The sequence below is a fragment of the Bifidobacterium sp. CP2 genome (assembly GCF_018555635.1).
In the GTDB taxonomy this organism is placed as follows: Bacteria; Actinomycetota; Actinomycetes; order Actinomycetales; family Bifidobacteriaceae; genus Bifidobacterium; species Bifidobacterium saguinibicoloris.
The window spans coordinates 43,911-63,630 of record NZ_JAFEJX010000007.1 but is presented as its reverse complement, the minus strand read 5'-3'; the positions used below and the strand labels follow the sequence as shown (position 1 = coordinate 63,630).

Genomic DNA, 19,720 nt, shown 5'->3' with positions numbered 1-19,720 from the left:
ATGGTGGTTCTGCAAACCGCCGACGTGCCAGATGGCGTCGATCCCCTCGCACCCGGGTTCTGCCCGATCCTTTCCTCGCGAGCGCCGGTGTCCGCCGTCCGAGCCGCACAGACTTTGACTGGAATTGCTTCTGCGGGCGCAAGTGATGCGCGGCCACGGTGAGAGCGTGGTGTGAGAGCCGTGTGAAGCCTGAGAGGCCGACGTGATGCAGCACGTCGGCGAGGAGCATCGTGCCCGCTGTGAACACCAATGGGGTCGACGACGTCGACGCCCTGAACCTCAACGTATCCGATTCGTCCGATGCCGCCGGCGCCGCGCCGTCCGGCGACCGGTCCGACGCCCCCGCGCCGGCTCCCGCGCCCACGACCCGTCGTCGCCGCGGCCGCCGCGTGGTGCGTGGCGCCGGTGCCGCCGGCGCCTCCCTGGAGCTCAAGGTGGAGGACCATTCCCGTTCGGTTTTCGAAGAGCCGAAGCTCGACCCCCGCGACGACGTTCCGTCCACGGACGCCGGCGCCTCCCGCTCCCGTGACGACGATGCGGACGAGCGCGTGTCCGACGCCGTCGACTCCCTCGCCGGGTTCGACGGCCGTGACGACGACCGCGACGACGACGTGCGTCCCGCACGTTCCCGCCGTCGCCGCTCCCGCGCCGACGTGGACGACGAGGACGACGCGCCGCGTACGCGCCGCCGCTCCCGTTCCCGGTACGTCGACGACGACGATTACGACTACGACGACCGTCCGTCCCGCTCGCGTCGCCGCCGCTTCCGCGACGACGACGATGACGACGACGTGCGTCCGTCCCGCTCCCGTCGCCGTTCCGCGCGCGATCTGGACGACGAGGACGATTTCGAGCGCGCCGAGGAGCTCATCGACGAACTGCCGGTCCACGACCGCCGCGACGACGACCGCACCATGCGTCCGATGACGTCCCTGCTGTTCCAGGAGCCGGTGATTCCGGTCTCCCGTGTCCGCGACGACGACACGGACGATGAGGACGAGGACGACGAGGAGGACGTGCGTCCCGCACGTTCCCGCCGCGACCGCGACGAGCAGGAGGAGGGCGGCCGTCGCCGCCGTCGCCGCTCCCGTTCCCGCCAGAACGACGACGAGACGGACGCGCGTGACGACGCCCCGGCGCAGGACGCCGGAGCGGACCGCACGTCGTCCGCCGAAGGCGCCGACGAGGGCGAGACGAAGTCCCGCCGCGGGCGCAACCGCCGCCTCAACGCGCAGGAGCGCCGCGCCGCGGCCGAGGTCGAGCAGATCGAGGAGGACCTCGAGCTCGACGACATCGCGTACAGCCCGATCGCCGAGGAGGAGAACGGACAGGACGAGGAGGAGCCGCGCACCCGCCGTCGCCGTCGCCGCCGCGCCAAGGGCGACCAGACGGCCGCGCAGGAGGAGAAGTCCTCCGAACGCGACTCCGCCGCGGACGACGCCGAGCATGCCGACCGTCCGGCCCGCGACGAGGAGGAGACCGTCACCCGTCGCCGTCGTCGCCGCCGCGGCAAGACGCAGGACGACGACGAGCAGGTGCTCGTGCGCCGCTCCCGCAAGCAGCAGTACATCGACGAGATCACCGACGTCGAGGGCTCCACCCGACTCGAGGCGAAGAAGCAGCGCCGCCGCGACAACCGACGCGAGCGCTCCCGCCAGTCGCAGATCATGGAACAGGACTTCCTGGCCCGCCGCGAGAACGTCGAACGCCTCATGGTGGTGCGCGAGAAGGAGCACCACACGCAGATCTCCGTGGTGGAGGACAACGTGCTCGTCGAGCACTACGTGTCCGACATCCAGGAGGTGCAGACCGTGGGCAACGTGTACCTCGGCCGCGTGCAGAACGTGCTGCCGAGCATGGAGGCCGCGTTCGTGGACATCGGCCAGGCCCGCAACGGCGTGCTGTACGCCGGCGAGGTCAACTGGGACGCGACGCGCCTCGACGGCCAGCCGCGCCGCATCGAGCTCGCGTTCAAGTCCGGCGACCCGGTGCTCGTGCAGGTCACCAAGGATCCGATCGGCCACAAGGGCGCGCGCCTGACCTCGCAGGTCACGCTCGCCGGCCGCTTCCTCGTGCTCGTGCCGTCCGGCGGCATGACCGGCGTGAGCCGCAAGCTGCCGGAGCGCGAACGCACCCGCCTGAAGAACATCGTCTCCAAGATCGCGCCGAAGGACATGGGCGTGATCATCCGCACCGCGGCCGAAGGCGCCTCCGAGGAGGCCATCGTCAAGGACCTCGAGAGCCTCGTGCGCCAGTGGGAGCGCATCAACGCCAAGCGCGAGGAGTTCTGGCACGGCAAGCGACCGAAGCTCCTCCAGGGCGAGCCGGACGTGGCCATCCGCGTGGTGCGCGACATCTTCAACGACGACTTCACCAAGCTCATCGTGGAAGGCGACAAGGTCTACGACCGCATCGAGGAGTACCTCGACACGATGGCCCCCGACCTCAAGGATAAGCTGGAGAAGTGGGACCCGGCCGAGCACGAGGGCAAGGATGTGTTCGACAAGTGGCAGATCGACTCGCAGCTCAGGAAGGGCATGGAACGTCAGGTGTACCTGCCGTCCGGCGGTTCGATCGTCATCGACCGCACCGAGGCCATGACCACCATCGACGTGAACACCGGCCGGTTCATCGGCAAGGGCAAGTCGCTCGAGGAGACGGTCACCCGCTGCAACCTGGAGGCCAGCGAGGAGATCGCCCGCCAGTTGCGCCTGCGCGACATCGGCGGCATGATCATGATCGACTACGTCGACATGGTGATGCCTGCCAACCGCGACCTCGTGCTGCGCCGCCTCGTGGAATGCCTGGCGCGCGACCGCACCAAGCACCAGGTGGCCGAGGTCACCTCGCTCGGCCTCGTGCAGATGACGCGCAAGCGCATCGGCCAGGGCCTCGTCGAGGCGTTCTCGGAGGAGTGCCCGACCTGCAAGGGCCGCGGCTTCATCCTGCACGACAAGCCGATCGTCTCCGCCGACTACGACGACCCGTACGCCCTGAGGGGCGGCGACCCGTTCGTCAAGACGAACAAGCACGGACGCGGCACCGCGCCCGCGCCGGAGCCCGCCGGCTCCACCCCGGACGTCAAGGCCAAGCTCGCGCAGATCGCGGCCGCGGCCGTGGCGGCGAACAACGCCGACGAGTGATTGACCGTCCGACACGCCGCCGGGAGGCGATTCCGGGCCGATTCCGGCGCGGATCGCCTCCCCGTGGGTGTGTCGCCCTTGACACGCGGACGAATCGCGGTTGCGTCAGTCCGCGCGTCGGTGTAAGTTAGATGGCTGGTGTCTGACCGCGAGCCCGGCATATCCGGGAGCGTCAGGCAATAAGCTTTCCAAGTGAAATAAAAGGAACGATTATGTACGCGATTGTGAAGGCCGGTGGCCATCAGGAAAAGGTCGAGGTCGGCGACGTCATCCTCGTCAACCGTCTCGACGCCAAGCAGGGCGATACCGTGGAATTCCCGGTCGCGCTCGTGGTGGACGGCGCCAAGGTCACCCTGGCCGCCGCCGATCTGGCCAAGGTCTCCGTCAAGGCCGAAGTCGTGAAGGACGACGCCAAGGGCCCGAAGATCAACATCCAGAAGTACAAGAACAAGACCGGCGTCGCCCGTCGCAAGGGCCACCGTCAGAAGCTGACCATGGTCAAGGTCACCGAGATCGCCTGAGTTCTTGTCAACAGGTTTTTCCAACAAAGCTTAACCAGCACCGAAAGGAACAATCATGGCACATAAGAAGGGTGCGTCCAGCTCGCGCAACGGTCGCGACTCGAACCCGCAGTACCTCGGCGTGAAGAAGTTCGGCGGCGAGGCCGTCGTGGCCGGCAACATCATCGTTCGCCAGCGTGGCACCAACTTCCACCCGGGCCAGAACGTCGGCATGGGCAAGGACCACACGCTGTTCGCCCTCACCGATGGCTCCGTGAAGTTCGGCGTCCGTCGCGACCGCAAGGTCGTCGACGTCATCTGAGACGGCATGAACGAGAAGGCCGCGCCCGCAAGGACGCGGCCTTTTTCGTACCCCCTGATTCCTCCCTCCACGCACGCCCGAGGCCGGCGTGCGGTTCCACGGCGGCGTGCGGGCGCGCACGGCAAAGGCCGAGACCAACGTAATCAGCGAACAGTAAGGTGAACGACATGAGCGATTTTGTGGATCGAGTGACCGTCCACGTCAAGGGCGGCGACGGCGGCAACGGTTCCGCCGGCATCCGCCGCGAGAAGTACAAGCCGCTGGCCGGCCCGAACGGCGGCAACGGCGGTGACGGCGGATCCGTCATCTTCGAGGCGACGCGCAACGCCACCAGCCTCCTGGACTACCGCTTCATGCCGCACCGCGTGGCGGACGGCGGCACCATGGGCCTGGGCGACAACAAGGACGGCTCCAAGGGCGCCGACCTCGTCCTGCCTGTACCCTGCGGCACCGTGGTATTCGAGGCGAAGGGCGCGGCCGGACGGCCCAAGCATCCGGGCGAGCGCCTCGCCGACCTCACCCACGAGGGCGACCGCTTCGTGGCCGCGCTCGGCGGCAACGGCGGCCTCGGCAACGTGGCGCTGGCCAACCGTACGCGCCGCGCCCCCGGCTTCGCCCTGCTCGGCGAACCCGGCGAGGAGCGCGACGTGATTCTCGAGCTCAAGTCCATCGCCGACGTGGCGCTCGTGGGCTTCCCCTCCGCCGGCAAGTCCAGCCTCATCGCCGCGATGAGCTCCGCCAAGCCGAAGATCGCCGACTACCCGTTCACCACACTTGTGCCGAACCTCGGCGTGGTCGTCGCCGGCGACCGCCGCTACACCATCGCCGACGTGCCCGGCCTCATCCCCGGCGCCTCCCAGGGCAAGGGCCTGGGCCTTGAGTTCCTGCGCCACATCGAACGCACCGAGATCATCGCCCACGTCATCGACTGCGCCACGCTCGAACCGGACCGCGACCCGATGAGCGACTACGAGGCCCTCGAACACGAGCTCGCCGAATACGCCGGCTCGCTCGACCTGCCGCTCGGTGCCATCCCCATCCCCGAACGTCCGCGCATCATCATCCTCAACAAGGCCGACGTGCCCGAGGCCGAGGAGCTCGCCGAATTCGTCAAGCCCGAGTTCGAGGCGAAGGGCATGCGCGTGTTCATCATCTCCACCGCCTCCCACAAGGGTCTGAAGGAGCTCAACTTCGCGCTGGCCGACATGGTCGCCGAGATGCGCGAGGAGGTCGCCAAGCGCGAAAGCGCCGAGGAGGAGGCTCGCGTCGTCATCAAGCCGCTCGAGCAGAAGGGCCGTCGCCGCCGCGCCGACGAGGGCGGCACCGCCCTCGACTTCTCCATCGAACGCAAGGAGAACGGCAACGGCGACGTCTGGTACGAGGTCACCGGACGCAAGCCGGAACGCTGGGTGCAGCAGACCAACTTCGACAACGACGAGGCCGTCGGCTACCTGGCCGACCGTCTCGCCAAGCTCGGCGTGGAGGACGAACTGCGCCGCAAGGGCGCCAAGCCGGGCGACGAGGTGCGCATCGGCAAGGGCGACCGGGCCGTCGACTTCGACTGGGACCCGACCATCGCCGCCGGCGCGGAGATGCTCGACGGCACGCCGCTCGGCGCCCGCGGCAAGGACCTGCGCCTCGAGGCCGACGCCCCCGGCGCACGCCGCCGCACCAACGCGGAACGCCGTCGCGAATACCACGAGATGATGGACGCGAAGGCCGCCGTACGCGAGGCGATGATGGCGGAACGCAAGGCCGGACACTGGGCCGACCCGTCCATCGACGACGACCGCCACGACGAGAAGAGCCTCTTCGGCCGCGGCGAGGAAACACAGGGCGAGTAGAACGGCGACCATGTCCACACCATCGCAGGCCGAGATCCGCCGGCGCATCGCCGAGGCGGAGACCATCGTCGTCAAAGTGGGGTCCAGCTCGCTGACCACGCCGGACGGGCATCTCGACGCCGGCCGGATCTCCGCGCTCGTCGCCGCGCTCGCGGCGACGCACCTCATGGGCGCGCGCGTCGTGCTCGTCTCGTCCGGCGCCATCGCCGCCGGCTTCGGTCCGCTCGGCTTCGAGACGCGGCCCGCGGACGTCGCCACCCAGCAGGCCACCGCCGCCGTGGGGCAGGGCCTGCTCATGGCCCGCTACGAGGCGGCGTTCGGCCGCTACGGCGTGCGCGTGGGGCAGATCCTCATCACCGCCGAGGACACCATCCGCGCCACCCAGTACCGCAACGTGCAGCGCACGCTGGGACGGCTGCTCGACCTGGGCGTGGTGCCGATCATCAACGAGAACGACTCCCTCGCCTCCAACGAGATCCGCTTCGGCGACAACGACCGCCTCTCCGCGCTCGTCGCGAACCTGGTGAGGGCCGACGCGCTCGTCCTCCTCACCGACGTGGACGGCCTCTACACCGCGCCGCCGAGCGAACCGGGCTCGCGCCGCATCGCCTACGTGCCGAACGTGGTGGACGCGCTCGGCGAGGTCAAGGTGGGTGGCACCGGATCGAAGGTCGGCACCGGCGGCATGGTCACCAAACTCGAGGCGGCGCGCGTGGCCGCCGTCTCCGGCATCCCCGCCGTGCTCACCAGCGCGGCGAACGCCGGCCCCGCCCTCATGGGCGACCCGGTGGGCACCGTCTTCGCGCCGGTCAAGCAGCGCGGATCCGCACGACGCCTGTGGATCGGCTTCGCCGCCGAACCGCGCGGCACCATCATCGTGGACGAGGGCGCCGCGGCCGCCGTACGCGGCGGCCTGGCCTCCCTGCTCGCCGCGGGCGCCGTGGAGGTGCGCGGCGCGTTCTCCGCCGGCGACCCGGTGTGGATCGACGCGGAGGACGGCACGCATCTGGCGCGCGGACTCGCCGGCTACGACTCCGAGGAGGTGCCGCGGATGCTTGGCCGCAACACCGCGCAGCTCAAGCGCATCCTCGGCGAGGAGTACACGCATCCGCTCGTGCACCGGGACAACCTCGTGCTGGTGTAGGTGAGCCAGGCGTCCCCGCACATGGGAGGGAAGGCCGTTCAGAACCGGTAGTACCTCTTCGCGTTGCCGACGAACAACATGTCCTGTTCGCCGGGGGAGAGGGTCTCCACGCAGCGCGCGTAGGCGTGCACCAGGTCGAGGTATGAGCAGTGCAGCTTGTCGACGGGGAAGTTCGACGCGAACATGGTCTTGTCGATGCCGAACGCGTCGAGCGTCGTGTAGATACCGGGCTTGATGCTTTCGATGGTCCAGTAGTGGTCCATCGATGGTTGACCGGAGATCTTGATCACGCAGTTGTCGCGCTTGCCGAGTTCATACAGGCCGTTCTTCCACAGCCGCCAGCCGGCCGGATCGCGGTCGGCCCACATGCCCATGTGGTCGATGATGAACAGCGTGTCCGGATGCGCGTCGATCACCTCGCATGCGCGCGCGAACTGCGTGGGGTACAACTGCATGTCGAAGCTGAGATCGTGGCCGGCGAGCAGGTCGAGTCCGTTCAGCCATTCCGGATCGTCCATGTACGCCATGTCGACGTACCGGTAGAGCGGATGCGGATGCATGTTGAGGTTCTGCCGCACGCCGCGCAGATGCGGGTGGTCGAGTTCGCGCTCGAGCGTTTCGGCGAAGTCGGACGCGGACAGGTCGCCGCCGCCGACGATCATGACCGGCAGGCCGGTCTCCTCGCTCTGCCGTTCCACGTCGGCGATTTCCGCGACCGGATCGTCGGCGTTGGCCTGCACGTGCACGGCGCCGACCACGCCGATGGTGCTGCCGTGCACCTCGTCGAGCAGGTCGGACGCCACGTAGTCGCCGGCCTGGAACAGCGGATCCCATGGTCCTTCGAAGGTGAGGGCCTTGGATGGGTTGAACCAGGAGTAGAGGTCGGTGTGCATGAGGTGCACGTGCGTGTCGATGAAGGGACGGGGCGCGGCTTCGTGCTCCGGGGTTTCGGGGATGATGGTGTACATGCGGCCGGGTACCGGCCGTTGGTAATCCTCGCCGAGCGTCATTGGTCGTGCTCCTTGGATTCGGAATGTGGTTGGCCGCGCCGAACGCCCTCTCCGTGGAGGGGGCGCGGGATGGAGAGGGCGGTGCGTCGGGTCTTCGGCGGCGACGAAGACCCGACGCACCGCCACGGATCACAGCACGGAGCGGGTGTCGTTGTCGTAGTTGTTCCGTCCCTGACCGGTGGCTGCAGTGGTGCCGCCGTCGACGGGGACGACGAGGCCGGTGAGGTAGGAGGCGCCGGGGGAGGCGAGGAACAGCGCGAGGTCGGCGCAGTCTTCGGGCTTGCCGGTGCGGCCGAGGGCGACGCGTTCGATGTAGGGCCTGAGGCGTTCGGGGTCGGTCCAGACCTCCTTGTTGATGTCGGTTTCGATGAAGGCGGGGGCGAAGGCGTTGATGCGGACGCCGTACCGGCCGTAGTCGAGGGCGACGCAGCGGACGAAGCCGTTCATGGCGTGCTTGGTGGAGTTGTAGGCGGTCTGGCCCCAGTCGCCGTAGAGGCCGGAGACGGAGGTGTCGACGACGATGTTGCCCTTGGTCTCCTTGAGATAGGGGAGGGCCTCCTTGGTGAGGTAGAAGAGGCCGTCCATGTTGACGGAGAAGAGCTTGTGCCAGACGTCGTCGGAGACGTTCTCGATCTCGCCGCCTTCGAAGATGCCGGCGTTGGAGACGACGACGTCGAGGCGGCCGAATTCGTCGACGACGTCCTGGATGAGGTCGTGCACCTGGTCGTGCCTGGAGACGTCGGTGATGTGGGTGCGGCCGTGCTCGTAGCCGGCGACGGTCTCCTCGAGCGGGTCCTGTCGCAGGCCGACGGCGACGACGGTGGCGCCGTTGTCGAGGAAGCCGCGGGTGATGGCGCGGCCGATGCCGGTGCCTCCGCCGGTGACGATGACGACCTTGCCGGTGAAGTCGTAGGAATTAGCGGTCATGGTTGGGGATTCTCCGTTGGTCATTCGCCGAGTTGTCGTCGACTACGCTGTCCGATTCCTGTGCTCATCGCATAGTATAGGAGGGAATGGGCGGCGGTCCCATATATAGGGACGGTGGTTCAGGGGAATGCGCCTGGAACGTCATCGATGACATTGCGATATTCCACATATAGGGACGGCATTCCATGACTGGTACAGTGACGGGTGTCGTCGATTCAAGACGCCGCGACATCGCGGTATCGATGCAACGAAGCGTCACGAATACGACTTCATAACCCGGAACACCGGTTCGGAACAACACGAGGACGGACATTATGGCATTGGCTCCATCACTGAAGCTGCCCACGATCACGCACATCCGCGCGTACGGCATGGGCGGCGCCGCGGCCAAGGTACACGGCCAGGGCGGCGGTGACTACCACGATCAGGGCAAGGACCACTGGATCGACGATCATATCGCGACGCCGATGAGCAAATACGAGGAGTACAAGCAGTCCCGTCAGTCCTTCGGCATCAACGTGCTCGGCACGCTCGTCGTGGAGGTCGAGGCCTCCGACGGCACCACCGGCTTCGCCATCTCCACCGCCGGAACGGTCGGCTGCTTCATCGTCGAGCACCACCTGTCCCGCTTCGTCGAAGGCAAGCGCGTGGACCAGATCAAGCTGATCCACGACCAGATGCTCAACGCCACCCAGTACTACTCCGGTGGCGGCGGGGTCGTCATCAACACGATCTCCTGCGTGGATCTGGCCCTCTGGGACCTCTACGGCAAGGTCGTCAAGCTCCCCGTCTACAAGCTGCTCGGCGGCGCCGTGCGCGACGAGATCCACTTCTACGCCACCGGCGCACGCCCGGACCTCGCGCAGAAGATGGGCTTCATCGGCGGCAAGATGCCGACCCACTGGGGTCCCGCCGACGGCGACGAAGGCATCGCCAAGGACATCGCCACCCTCAAGGAGATGCGTGAGCGCGTCGACGACGACTTCTGGCTGATGTTCGACTGCTGGATGAGCCAGGACGTCAACTACGCCACCAAACTGGCGCACGCGGCGGTCCCCTACAGGCTGAAGTGGCTGGAGGAGTGCTTCCCTCCCCAGCAGATCGAGTCCTACCGTGAGCTCAAGAGGAACATGCCGAAGGGCATGCTCATGACCACCGGCGAGCACACCGGCACGCTTGAGGGCTTCAAGGAGCTCTCCGAGGCCGGCGTGGACATCCTGCAGCCCGACGTCGGCTGGTGCGGCGGCGTGACCTCGCTGTGCGAGATCGCGGCCGTGGCCAAGTCCCGCGGCCAGCTCGTGGTGCCCCACGGCTCCTCCGTGTACTCGCACCACGCGGTCATCACGTTCACCAACACGCCGTTCAGCGAGATGCTCATGACCTCGCCGCACGCCGACTACGTCCGCCCGCAGTTCGACCCGGTCCTCATCGACGAGCCGGTGCCGCACGATGGCGTCATCACCGCCGAGGAGCTCGACAAGCCCGGCTTCGGCGTCGAACTCAACCGCGACTGCCCGCTCGAGCGTCCGTTCGAGCACTGATCCGAGTCCGATGGGCTTCGGCATTCACCACCAAGGATCTCCAATGACATCCCTACCTCATAACGCGTTCAAGCAGGCCATCAAGGAAGGCAGGCCGCAGTACGGCCTGTGGATGGCCTCCGCCTCGCCGACCATCGCCGAGATCTCCGCCGACGCCGGCTACGACTGGATGCTCGTCGACGGCGAGCACGGCCCGTACGACCTCAACACCATCCTCGACGTGCTGCGTGCCGTCGCCCCATACGACGTCACGCCCATCGTGCGTCCCGCCGCCGCCGACCCGGTGCTCATCAAGCAGGTGCTCGACCTTGGCGCCCAGACGCTGCTGCTGCCCATGGTCAACACCAAGGAAGAGGCCGAGCTCATGGTCAAGGCCGTGAACTACGCGCCCGAAGGCATTCGCGGCGTGGGCTCGCCGATCGCGCGCTCCGGCCGCTGGGGGCGCATCCCCCACTATATGCGCGACGCCGGGAACGAGATCTGCCTGCTCGTGCAGGTCGAATCCCGGGAGGCGCTCGACGACATTGAGGGGATCGCCTCCGTGGACGGCATCGACGGCATCTTCATCGGCCCCGCCGACCTGTCCGCATCGCTCGGCCACCCGGATGACGCCGCTGCCATCATGGACCGGATCCACCACGCGTTCGACGTGATCAAGGCCCACGGCAAGGCCATCGGCTCGCTCGCGTTCGACCGTCCGACCGTGGAGAGGTTCTACGAGTGGGGCGCCACCTTCGTGGCCGTGGCCGGCGACACCGACCTCTACGTGCGCGCGCTGGCCGCCGACATCGCCCAATACAAGGGCTGACTGAGAGAGCGGCGGCTGTTCCCGCGCCGCCGCCCTCTCGTCGAAGGCGGGAACGTGGCGAGGTCCATCGGCTAAGGTGGGACGGTATGGCAGAGAACACAGTGCGCATCGAAGCGCAGACCGCGGCACCCGCCGGCACCCGCACGCTCGTCCACGGCATCATGGTCGTCCGGGCCGTGGCCGCCGGCGCATCGTCGCTGCGATCCGTGGTGGAGGCGACCGGACTGAGCCGCAGCACCGCCCACCGTCTCATCCAGACCCTGCGCGTCGAACGGTTCCTTCGCGAAAACGCCGATGGCGGCCTGCAGCTCGGCCCCGCCCTCATCGAACTCGGCTTCCAGGCGCTCGACAGCGTCTCCCTGCAGACCATCGCCCATCCCATCCTCGTCGACCTCGCCCGGCAGGCCAAGGACACCGTGCACCTCGCCGTCGAGGACTCCGGCATGGCGCTCTACCTCGACAAGATCCACGGCACGCGCGGCATCGAAATCCGCTCGTGGATCGGCGCCCGCATGCCGCTCACCTACACCGGCATCGGCAAGGCGCTGCTCATCGACTCCCCCGAACGCTGGCGCGGCCAGTACGTGCAGGACCGCAACCTTACCGGCCGAGACCCCGAACACGACTACGCCGACGAATCCGCCTTCTCCGCCGCCATGGCCACATTCGCCAGGCAGGGCTTCGCCTACGACCTCGAGGAGAACGAGCCCGGCGTGCGCTGCGTCTCCGCCCCCGTGCGCGACGGTCGCGGCAAGACCGTCGCCGCCATCTCCGTCTCCGCCGCGCTGCCGTTCATGCCGCCCAAGCGCATGAAGGCCCTCGGTCCGGTGGTGATGGACGCCGCCGCCCGCATCAGCGCGGAGCTGGGCTATCACACCGCCAACAACGATTCCATCGGTTGAGCCGGCGGGACGGCGCGTTCCCCGCCGGCGGCCTGCCGCGGCACGGCCCTGAACACCATTGCCGTTCTCGTTCCCCGGGTTTATTGTGGGAGCCATGACTATGGCTCAATGGCAGACTCTCTCCGACCGCATCAACCATGTGACCCCGAGCGCCACGCTCGCCGTCGATTCCAAGGCGAAGGCCATGAAGGCCGCCGGACTCGACGTCATCGGCTTCGGCGCCGGCGAACCCAACTTCCCGACGCCTGACTACGTCGTCGACGCCGCCGCGGCCGCCTGCCGCGACCCGAAGAACTACAAGTACACGCCCACCCCGGGCCTGCCCGAGCTGCGCCGCGCCATCGCCGACAAGACGCTGCGCGACTCCGGCTACGAGGTCGCGCCGGAGCAGGTCGTCGTCACCAACGGCGGCAAACAGGCCGTCTACTCCACGTTCCAGATCCTCCTCGACGAAGGCGACGAGGTCATCATCCCCACCCCGTACTGGACCAGCTACCCGGAGGCCGTCAAGCTCGCCGGCGGCGTGCCGGTCGAGGTGTTCGCCGGCGCCGACCGCGGCTTCGAGCCGGACCTCGCGGCCATCGAGGCCGCCCGCACCGAACGCACGAAGGCCATCATCGTGAACTCCCCGAACAACCCCACCGGCGCCGTGTGGAGCGCCGAGACCATCAAGGGCATCGCCGCATGGGCCATCGAGCACCACGTGTGGGTCATCTCCGACGAGATCTACGAGCACCTCAACTACGACGACGCGAAGACCACGTACATCGGCGCCGCCGTGCCCGAGGTGCGCGACCAGCTCATCGTGCTCAACGGTGTGGCCAAGACCTACGCCATGCCCGGCTGGCGCGTCGGCTGGCTCATCGCCCCCGAGCCGGTCGCCAAGGCCGCCGCCAAGCTCCAGGGACACATGACCTCCAACGTGGCCAACGTCTCCCAGCGCGCCGCCATCGCCGCCGTCTCCGGTCCGCTCGACGCCGTGTACACGATGCGCGAGGCGTTCGACGTGCGTCGCAAGGCCATCGTCGCCGCGTTGAACGACATCGAGGGCGTGCACTGCCCGACGCCGACCGGCGCGTTCTACGCGTTCGCCGACATCACCGCGCTGCTCGGCAGGCCGCTCGGTCCGAACGGCACCGTCTCGCAGTCCTCCTCCGAATTCGCCGCCGCCCTGCTCGACGAGGCGCACGTCGCCGCCGTGCCCGGCGAGGCGTTCGGCGCGCCCGGCTACCTGCGCTTCTCCTACGCGCTGGCCGACGACCAGCTCGCCGAGGGCATGCGCCGCATGAAGGCATACGTCGAAGCCTGACCCTCCTCTCGGCGAGGGTGACGGACGGGACGCCGTCCATATCCCGACATGCCGTGACAACCGTTGGAATCCCGTGGTTTCACCACGGGATTTCCTGTATGTGGACACCATGAATTGACGAAATCAAGGGGAGTCGCTACACTATCTGCTTGGCGGTTTTCGCCGTGGCGAAGCGTTCCTTCGGGACGCGGAACCGAGGTGAAGTTCACCTAGGGAAGTGGCGCAATTGGTAGCGCAACGGTCTCCAAAACCGTAGGTTGTGGGTTCGAGTCCCGCCTTCCCTGCCAAGTTATGACGAATACCCCAAGCGAAGGATGATTATGGCGAAGGCTAGCAAGAGCGAAAAGGTCGTCAAGCCGAACGTCTTCATGCGCATCGGTCTGTTCATCAAGCAGATCATCGACGAGCTTCGCAAGGTCGTTACCCCGACTGCCAAGGAACTGTTCTTCTGGTCCCTCGCCGTCTTCATCTTCGTGCTGCTGCTGATGGCTCTGGTCACCGGCATGGACTTCGGTCTGGGCAAGCTTACGCTGTGGGTGTTCGGCTGATCGTATCCCGAACGAACAACACGAATCCCGAAGGTGAAATCGCATGAGTGATGAAGTGAATCTCGAGAACCTCGACGCTTTGCCCGACCTGCCGGAGACCGAACCGGTCGAGGCCGCCGCCGCGAACGCCGAAGAGGCTCCTGCGGTTCCCGTCGCCTCCGAACCGGCTTCCGAAGACGCCGCCGAAGCGCCGGTCGCGTCCGTCGAATCCGCTCCCGCCCTCAACCTCGACGAGGACGAGGAGACCGAGACCAACGAATCCGAGCAGGCCGAGGCCACCGACGCCGGCCAGGCCGCCGTCGAAGCCTTCTCCAAGGAGCTGCGCACCCTCGAAGGCAAGTGGTACGTGCTGCACACCTACTCCGGCTACGAGAAGCGCGTCAAGACCAACGTCGAATCCCGCATCCAGTCCTTCGGCCTCGAAGACAAGATCTTCCAGATCGAAGTGCCGATGGAGGAAGTCGAGAAGCACACGGACAAGGGCAAGAAGGTCATCACCCGCGTGCGCGTCCCCGGCTACGTGCTCATCCGCATGTGGCCTGACGAGAACGCCCGCCGCATCGTGCGCGAGACCGAAGGCGTGACCGGTTTCGTCGGACCCACCAAGGATCCGGCCCCGCTCAGCCGCAAGGAGGTCGTCGCCATGATGGCCCCGATGATCGCCTCCGAGGCGCTCAAGAAGGCCGGCGACAAGCCCGCCGCCGCCAAGAAGCGCACCATCGAGGTCTCCTACGCCATCGGCGATCAGGTCACCGTCACCGACGGCCCCTTCGCCACCATGGCCGCCGTCGTCTCCGACGTCGAGCCCACCACCCAGAAGCTCACCGTGCTCGTGTCCATCTTCGGCCGCGATACGCCGGTGGAGCTGGGCTTCAACCAGGTCGAAAAGCTGGACTGAAATCCAACGATGGAGCGTTAGCTTCGTTGCTCCTCGGTCGACGTACCTTTGTACGCCTTCCCTCGGTGCGCCTCGCTACCGCACGCATCGTTGAATTCCGGTGATGTGTCATAAGAATCCCCGCACCCGCACGGTGCGGGGATTTCTCGTTTCCGGGCCCGCATCCACGGCGTGTCGTCGGTCTGGCTTCGGTGGCAATATTAGAAAGTTCGTGTCTGGAGGGGAGACCCGCTAGCACAGCACAGCAATATAAGTTGCGGGAGGAGACCGTACGGGCCTCCGCGGCGGCAGCGCCGGGGAGACGAACGGCGACCGGTCGCACCGCGTTATAGAAAGAAGAACCATCACATGGCTCCCAAGAAGAAAGTCTCCGCGCTGATCAAGCTGCAGATTCAGGCTGGCAAGGCCAACCCGGCCCCGCCGCTGGGTCCTGCGCTCGGTTCGCACGGCGTCAACATCATGGACTTCTGCAAGGCGTACAACGCCCAGACGCAGGACAAGATGGGACAGGTGATCCCGGTCGAGATCACCGTCTACGAAGATCGTACCTTCACCTTCGTGCTGAAGACCCCTCCGGCGGCTGCGCTGCTGAAGAAGGCCGCCGGCATCGAGAAGGGCACCGAGAACCCGCTGACCCACAAGGTCGGCTCCGTCACCAAGGCCCAGGTCCGCGAAATCGCCGAAACGAAGATGGCCGACCTGTCCGCGCGTGATATCGAAGCCGGCATGAAGATCATCGAAGGCACCGCCCGCTCCATGGGCATCACGGTGACCGACTGATAAGGAGAAGGACAGATGGCTAAGCATTCCAAGAAGTACCGTGAGGCGGCCGAGAAGGTCGATCGCAACAACCTGTACACCCCCGACCAGGCCATCGCTCTGCTCAAGAGCATGCCGGCGCGCAACTTCGACGAGACCGTCGAGGCCGTGCTCCGCCTGAACGTCGACCCGCGCAAGGCCGACCAGCTGGTCCGCGGCACCGTGAGCCTGCCTCACGGCACCGGCAAGACCGTCAAGGTCCTGGTGTTCGCGCGTGGCCCGCAGGCCACCGCCGCCCAGGAGGCCGGCGCCGACATCGTCGGCGACGACGATCTGATCGCCAAGGTGCAGGGCGGCTTCCTCGACTTCGACTCCGTCGTCGCCACCCCGGACATGATGGGCAAGGTCGGCCGTCTCGGCCGCGTGCTCGGCCCGCGTGGCCTCATGCCGAACCCGAAGACCGGCACCGTCACCATGGACGTGGCCAAGGCCGTCAAGGACATCAAGGGCGGCAAGATCGAGTTCCGCGTCGACAAGCACGGCAACCTCTCCTTCCTCATCGGCAAGGCCTCCTTCGATGAGACCGCGCTGGACGAGAACTTCCACGCCGTGGCCGAAGAGGTCAAGCGTCTGAAGCCGTCCACCGTGAAGGGCCGCTACATCACCAAGGCGACCATCACCTCCACGATGGGCCCCGGCATCCCGGTCGACACCGCCGCGATCGCCTGATTTTCTCAGGCATCCTCGCATCAGGGGACGCGAACGTGTGACGGGCCAAGCCCGGTGATACGCCAAGACCCCCGGTTCCGTACGGAACCGGGGGTCTTCCCGTATCCGGGCGCGTCGGACGTCCGGAAACGCCCGATGCGAGGCGCGTCCCTACGCGGCCCGCATGCGCCCCAACGCGATGGCGGTGGTGAGCACGTACGCCTCGCGCGGGTCGGTGGCGTCCCAGCCGGTCGAATCGGCCGCACGCTTCAGACGGTAGCGCACCGTGTTCGGATGCACGTTGAGCGTGCGCGCCGTCGTCTCCAACGAACCGCCCGAAGCGAGGAACGTGGAGACGGTGACCATCGTCGGATCGTCCGGATTGTCGCCGTGCCCGCCGGCGAGCGACGCGTACACCACGTCGACGAGCTCGCGTTTCGCGTCCTCGTCGCCCACCAGCGCGCGCTCCGGCAGCGCGTCCTCCGCGCGCAACGGCGTGGACGCGCGGCGACGCCGCGCCGCGCCGGACGGGCCGTCCGGCGCGGCCGGGACCAACGCGGGGGCCGCGGCCACCGTCGCTAGCGCCGCCCCCAACGTCGCCTTCGCGCCGGACACGCCGTGACGCACCGGTCCCAGACACAACGGGGTGCGGGCGACGTCGAACGCGTCCGCCATCGCCGTGCACGCCACCTCCGGACTGACCGCCGCCTCGACGCGGACCACCGCCGCGACGACGCCGTCATGCACGCCGCGGATCGGCGAGGATCCGCCCAGATCCGACACGGCGGCGTCCACCGCGGCGAGCGCGCCCGCCGCGTTCACGGCCGGACGGCCGGCCACCGCGAAGCAGGGGACGTCGCCGTCCCAACCCAGCACGCGCAGCAGCGAGGCCACGCGGGCGTCGTCCAGACCTGAGGCGAGGCTTTCGAACGCCACGGCGGTCAGCAGGTCGCGTGCGTCCCGGTCGTTCGTATGGGTCTTCCCGCCGTCCGTCCCGTCGCGGCCGTCCGCCGGCGCATCGGAGCCGTATCCGGTCAGCAACCCCAGAAAATCAGACATACGCATCAGTGTAGTTCGGCCGTCCGTGGCGCGGGAGCGCGGGAATCACGCCAGAACGTGAGCAGCAGGAAACCGAAGCAGAACGCCACCGGCAGCATGTGCCGCTCGAAGTTGTTCGCCGGCGCGGTGATCATCACGCCCATGAGCAGCAGCAGCGGCAGATGCCAGGCGAGCGCGCGCCAACGGCGCAGGATCACCTCTGCGGCGCCCACCAGCAGCGTGGCGATCACGTAGAAGTTGCCGTGGATGGGCCAGCCGAGCACCGGCACGGCGCTCCACGCGTCCGCGGCGCCCGCCACCGCGGCGCGCCAGTCGTGGTCGTAGTACTTGATCCACGTGGAGTTCACCTGCACGTAGTCGCTGTCCACGTAGTAGGTCATGGCCACGTACGGCTGGTCGGCGATGTCGAAGTAGCCGAAGCATTTCGCCATGAGCGCGTCCGCGGCGATCACCGGGCTGGCCTTGACGATCTCGAGCCACGCCTGGTTGAACCCGTCCATGTCCTGCGGCTGCACGGAACGCCACTTGTAGCTCACCTTCTTCGATTGGATACCGGACGATTTCACCGGGTCCGCGTCCTGCGGGAAGTAGGCGTCGGCCATCTGGTCGAGGTTGAAGACGGGGGAGAGGTTCCTCACGGCGGAGCTCGGGATGGAGTCCGGGTCGCGTTCGGCCACGCGGGCGATCATCTGCAGCTGCACGCCGCGGCTTTCGATGGGGTCGCCGCCGATGATCGCGCCGGAGCCGATGGCCAGCGAGATGCCGCCGTGGATGAGGATGGTGGGCAGCAGCAGCGCCGTCACGTACGTGGTCCAGCGGCGCCGGTCGGCGGCGATGGCGAGCGCGAACTCGAAGACGAGCACGTACCAGGCGTATTTCGCGGAGATGAGCATGACGGCGTTCGCGGCCGTGAACGCGAGCAGCGTGCGGCGGGGGAGGCGCGCGATCGGCACGGCGAGGCGGCCGGACGGGACGGTCGCGTCGGAACGGCCATGCCGGAGGAATCGGAATCGACCGAGCCGGCCGGACCAGGCGGACAGGGGACGGCCTCCCCGCGTGGAGGCGCGGGTGTCGTCGCGGGCGTCGTGCGTGGCGTGCAGCTCGTACCAGATGCCGAACGCCCAGAGGAACGCGAACGCGAACACCGGCGACTTCGTCAGCGAGATGGTGGAGAACACGGCCAGCGGGCAGACGAGGAAGAATAGGATGATCGCCACGCGCGCGCCCGCGTGCGCGGCCTGCGGCGGCAGGGTGGCGCGCACGCCGAGCTCCGGGCGGCCGAAGCGGCGCGGCCGGAGGTTCACGCCGCGCTCCGGATGCTGGAAGTCGGTGCGGTCCACATAGCCGGCACGGCCCGCCCTGCCCGGACGTCCCGCCCGGCGCAGCCACGGCATGTTGAGGAACCGGTGCGCGGTGGCGGTGACGCAGCCCACCGCGAAGAGGAACTGGACGGCGGCCAGGACCACGATGCCCCAGTCGTTCGAATCGGTGAGGTAGCGGGACGCGGCCATGACGGACCCGTAGAACAGGGTGAGCACGATGTTGTGCTGGTCGGTGAGATAGGTGGGGTCCGAGGGCCACATGTAGTGGGCGGTGGGGTAGATGTCCATCGGTGCGAACGAGAAGAAGCCGATGTACGGCTGCTTGAGTCCGGTCCACTGGTTCCAGGCCCAGCTGAACTCGCGCGCCTGGCTCCGCAGGTCCGCGCCGAATGCGGCGAGCAGCGTGGTGGGCGCCCACAGCCAGCCGAGGAACAGGATGACGCCGATCTTCCAGCGCGCGTCCGTGCCGCGCACGATCCAGCGTTGGACCACGGCCCCTGCGCGGTGCAGTCCGGTGCGTACGGCGCGTGCGATGCGGCGTGTGCGGCCGTCGGTCCGTGCGGTTTGCTTGTCTTCCGACGACGTGCGCCCGGTGACGTCGCGGCCGTCGTGTCCGTCGCGTCGTCCATGGGCGCGACGGCCGAACAGCGGTTCGCGTCGTCCCACACGCACGATCGCCGCGACGATGGCGAGATAGACGACGAACGCGACGACGCCGTACGACGCATTCACCCAGTTGAAGTCGGCGAGGGAGGAGTCGTCCCAGTAGAGCGGTCCCACGGCGGTGCACCAGGCGAGCCACAGGCACGCGGCCACGGCGAGGGCCCACCGCGCGGCCGGGGCCACGCGCGCCGGACGTGTCGGCCGCGCCGGATCCGTCGGATTCGCGGCGGAGGCGCGTACGGACGTGGAGGGATGTTCGACGGGATTGCTCATAGGGCAGTATTCTACCGGTGGCCGTCTGCCCGGGTCATGG

Annotated in this window: 17 protein-coding genes and 1 tRNA gene; 14 read left to right on the top strand and 4 right to left on the bottom strand. The window is 67.7% G+C overall.

Annotated elements, in window-relative coordinates; genetic code table 11:
* Nucleotides 1–230: 230 nt before the first annotated feature.
* The 5 genes from JS531_RS06935 to proB all read left to right on the top strand — a co-directional run bounded on the left by JS531_RS06935 (nt 231) and on the right by proB (nt 6,953).
* Nucleotides 231–3,143, top strand: coding sequence for an Rne/Rng family ribonuclease (locus JS531_RS06935; protein WP_346427768.1), 2,913 nt, complete (start codon nt 231–233; stop codon nt 3,141–3,143).
* A 212-nt stretch (nt 3,144–3,355) separates the two neighbouring features.
* On the top strand, nt 3,356–3,664 hold the full coding sequence (rplU, locus tag JS531_RS06930; protein WP_214314428.1) for a 50S ribosomal protein L21: 309 nt from the start codon (nt 3,356–3,358) through the stop codon (nt 3,662–3,664).
* 55 nt (nt 3,665–3,719) lie between these two features.
* The gene (rpmA, locus tag JS531_RS06925; RefSeq protein WP_214314426.1) at nt 3,720–3,965 is read left to right on the top strand and encodes a 50S ribosomal protein L27; all 246 of its coding nucleotides are present in this window, start codon (nt 3,720–3,722) and stop codon (nt 3,963–3,965) included.
* A gap of 167 nt (nt 3,966–4,132) precedes the next feature.
* Nucleotides 4,133–5,809 carry a GTPase ObgE gene (gene obgE, locus JS531_RS06920; RefSeq protein WP_214314424.1) on the top strand — a complete coding sequence of 559 codons (1,677 nt, stop codon included), beginning with the start codon at nt 4,133–4,135 and terminating at the stop codon, nt 5,807–5,809.
* Between the two features lie 10 nt (nt 5,810–5,819).
* Complete coding sequence (gene proB / locus JS531_RS06915) at nt 5,820–6,953, top strand: glutamate 5-kinase (RefSeq protein ID WP_214314422.1); 1,134 nt, start codon at nt 5,820–5,822, stop codon at nt 6,951–6,953.
* A 38-nt stretch (nt 6,954–6,991) separates the two neighbouring features.
* Here the strand turns inward: proB and JS531_RS06910 are convergent, their stop codons facing one another.
* Together JS531_RS06910 and JS531_RS06905 are read right to left on the bottom strand one after the other, a co-directional pair.
* Nucleotides 6,992–7,963 carry an amidohydrolase family protein gene (locus JS531_RS06910; protein WP_214314420.1) on the bottom strand — a complete coding sequence of 324 codons (972 nt, stop codon included), beginning with the start codon at nt 7,961–7,963 and terminating at the stop codon, nt 6,992–6,994.
* A gap of 129 nt (nt 7,964–8,092) precedes the next feature.
* Nucleotides 8,093–8,890, bottom strand: coding sequence for an SDR family oxidoreductase (locus JS531_RS06905; RefSeq protein WP_214314418.1), 798 nt, complete (start codon nt 8,888–8,890; stop codon nt 8,093–8,095).
* Nucleotides 8,891–9,204: 314 nt separating this feature from the next.
* Here JS531_RS06905 and rhmD point away from each other — a divergent pair, with 314 nt between their 5' ends.
* From rhmD to rplA, 9 genes are all read left to right on the top strand, one after another.
* On the top strand, nt 9,205–10,431 hold the full coding sequence (gene rhmD, locus JS531_RS06900; RefSeq protein ID WP_214314416.1) for an L-rhamnonate dehydratase: 1,227 nt from the start codon (nt 9,205–9,207) through the stop codon (nt 10,429–10,431).
* A gap of 43 nt (nt 10,432–10,474) precedes the next feature.
* On the top strand, nt 10,475–11,239 hold the full coding sequence (locus tag JS531_RS06895; RefSeq protein WP_214314414.1) for an HpcH/HpaI aldolase/citrate lyase family protein: 765 nt from the start codon (nt 10,475–10,477) through the stop codon (nt 11,237–11,239).
* Nucleotides 11,240–11,325: 86 nt separating this feature from the next.
* Nucleotides 11,326–12,141, top strand: a complete 816-nt coding sequence (locus tag JS531_RS06890; RefSeq protein ID WP_214314412.1) for an IclR family transcriptional regulator — start codon at nt 11,326–11,328, stop codon at nt 12,139–12,141.
* Nucleotides 12,142–12,241: 100 nt separating this feature from the next.
* Nucleotides 12,242–13,450: a pyridoxal phosphate-dependent aminotransferase gene (locus JS531_RS06885; protein ID WP_214314410.1), complete on the top strand. Its 1,209-nt coding sequence runs from the start codon at nt 12,242–12,244 to the stop codon at nt 13,448–13,450.
* A gap of 211 nt (nt 13,451–13,661) precedes the next feature.
* A tRNA-Trp gene (locus tag JS531_RS06880) sits at nt 13,662–13,737 on the top strand.
* Nucleotides 13,738–13,770: 33 nt separating this feature from the next.
* Nucleotides 13,771–13,998 carry a preprotein translocase subunit SecE gene (gene secE, locus JS531_RS06875; RefSeq protein ID WP_214314408.1) on the top strand — a complete coding sequence of 76 codons (228 nt, stop codon included), beginning with the start codon at nt 13,771–13,773 and terminating at the stop codon, nt 13,996–13,998.
* A 43-nt stretch (nt 13,999–14,041) separates the two neighbouring features.
* A complete protein-coding gene (gene nusG / locus JS531_RS06870; RefSeq protein WP_214314406.1) occupies nt 14,042–14,896 on the top strand; it encodes a transcription termination/antitermination protein NusG in 855 nt (284 codons plus the stop codon).
* A 348-nt stretch (nt 14,897–15,244) separates the two neighbouring features.
* Nucleotides 15,245–15,676, top strand: coding sequence for a 50S ribosomal protein L11 (gene rplK, locus JS531_RS06865; RefSeq protein WP_214314404.1), 432 nt, complete (start codon nt 15,245–15,247; stop codon nt 15,674–15,676).
* A gap of 15 nt (nt 15,677–15,691) precedes the next feature.
* On the top strand, nt 15,692–16,384 hold the full coding sequence (rplA, locus tag JS531_RS06860; protein WP_214314402.1) for a 50S ribosomal protein L1: 693 nt from the start codon (nt 15,692–15,694) through the stop codon (nt 16,382–16,384).
* 150 nt (nt 16,385–16,534) lie between these two features.
* Here rplA and JS531_RS06855 read toward each other — a convergent pair whose 3' ends face one another.
* Complete coding sequence (locus JS531_RS06855) at nt 16,535–17,422, bottom strand: helix-turn-helix domain-containing protein (RefSeq protein WP_240542093.1); 888 nt, start codon at nt 17,420–17,422, stop codon at nt 16,535–16,537.
* A gap of 5 nt (nt 17,423–17,427) precedes the next feature.
* Nucleotides 17,428–19,680, bottom strand: coding sequence for a DUF6020 family protein (locus JS531_RS10865; protein WP_221343563.1), 2,253 nt, complete (start codon nt 19,678–19,680; stop codon nt 17,428–17,430).
* Nucleotides 19,681–19,720 lie beyond the last annotated feature (40 nt).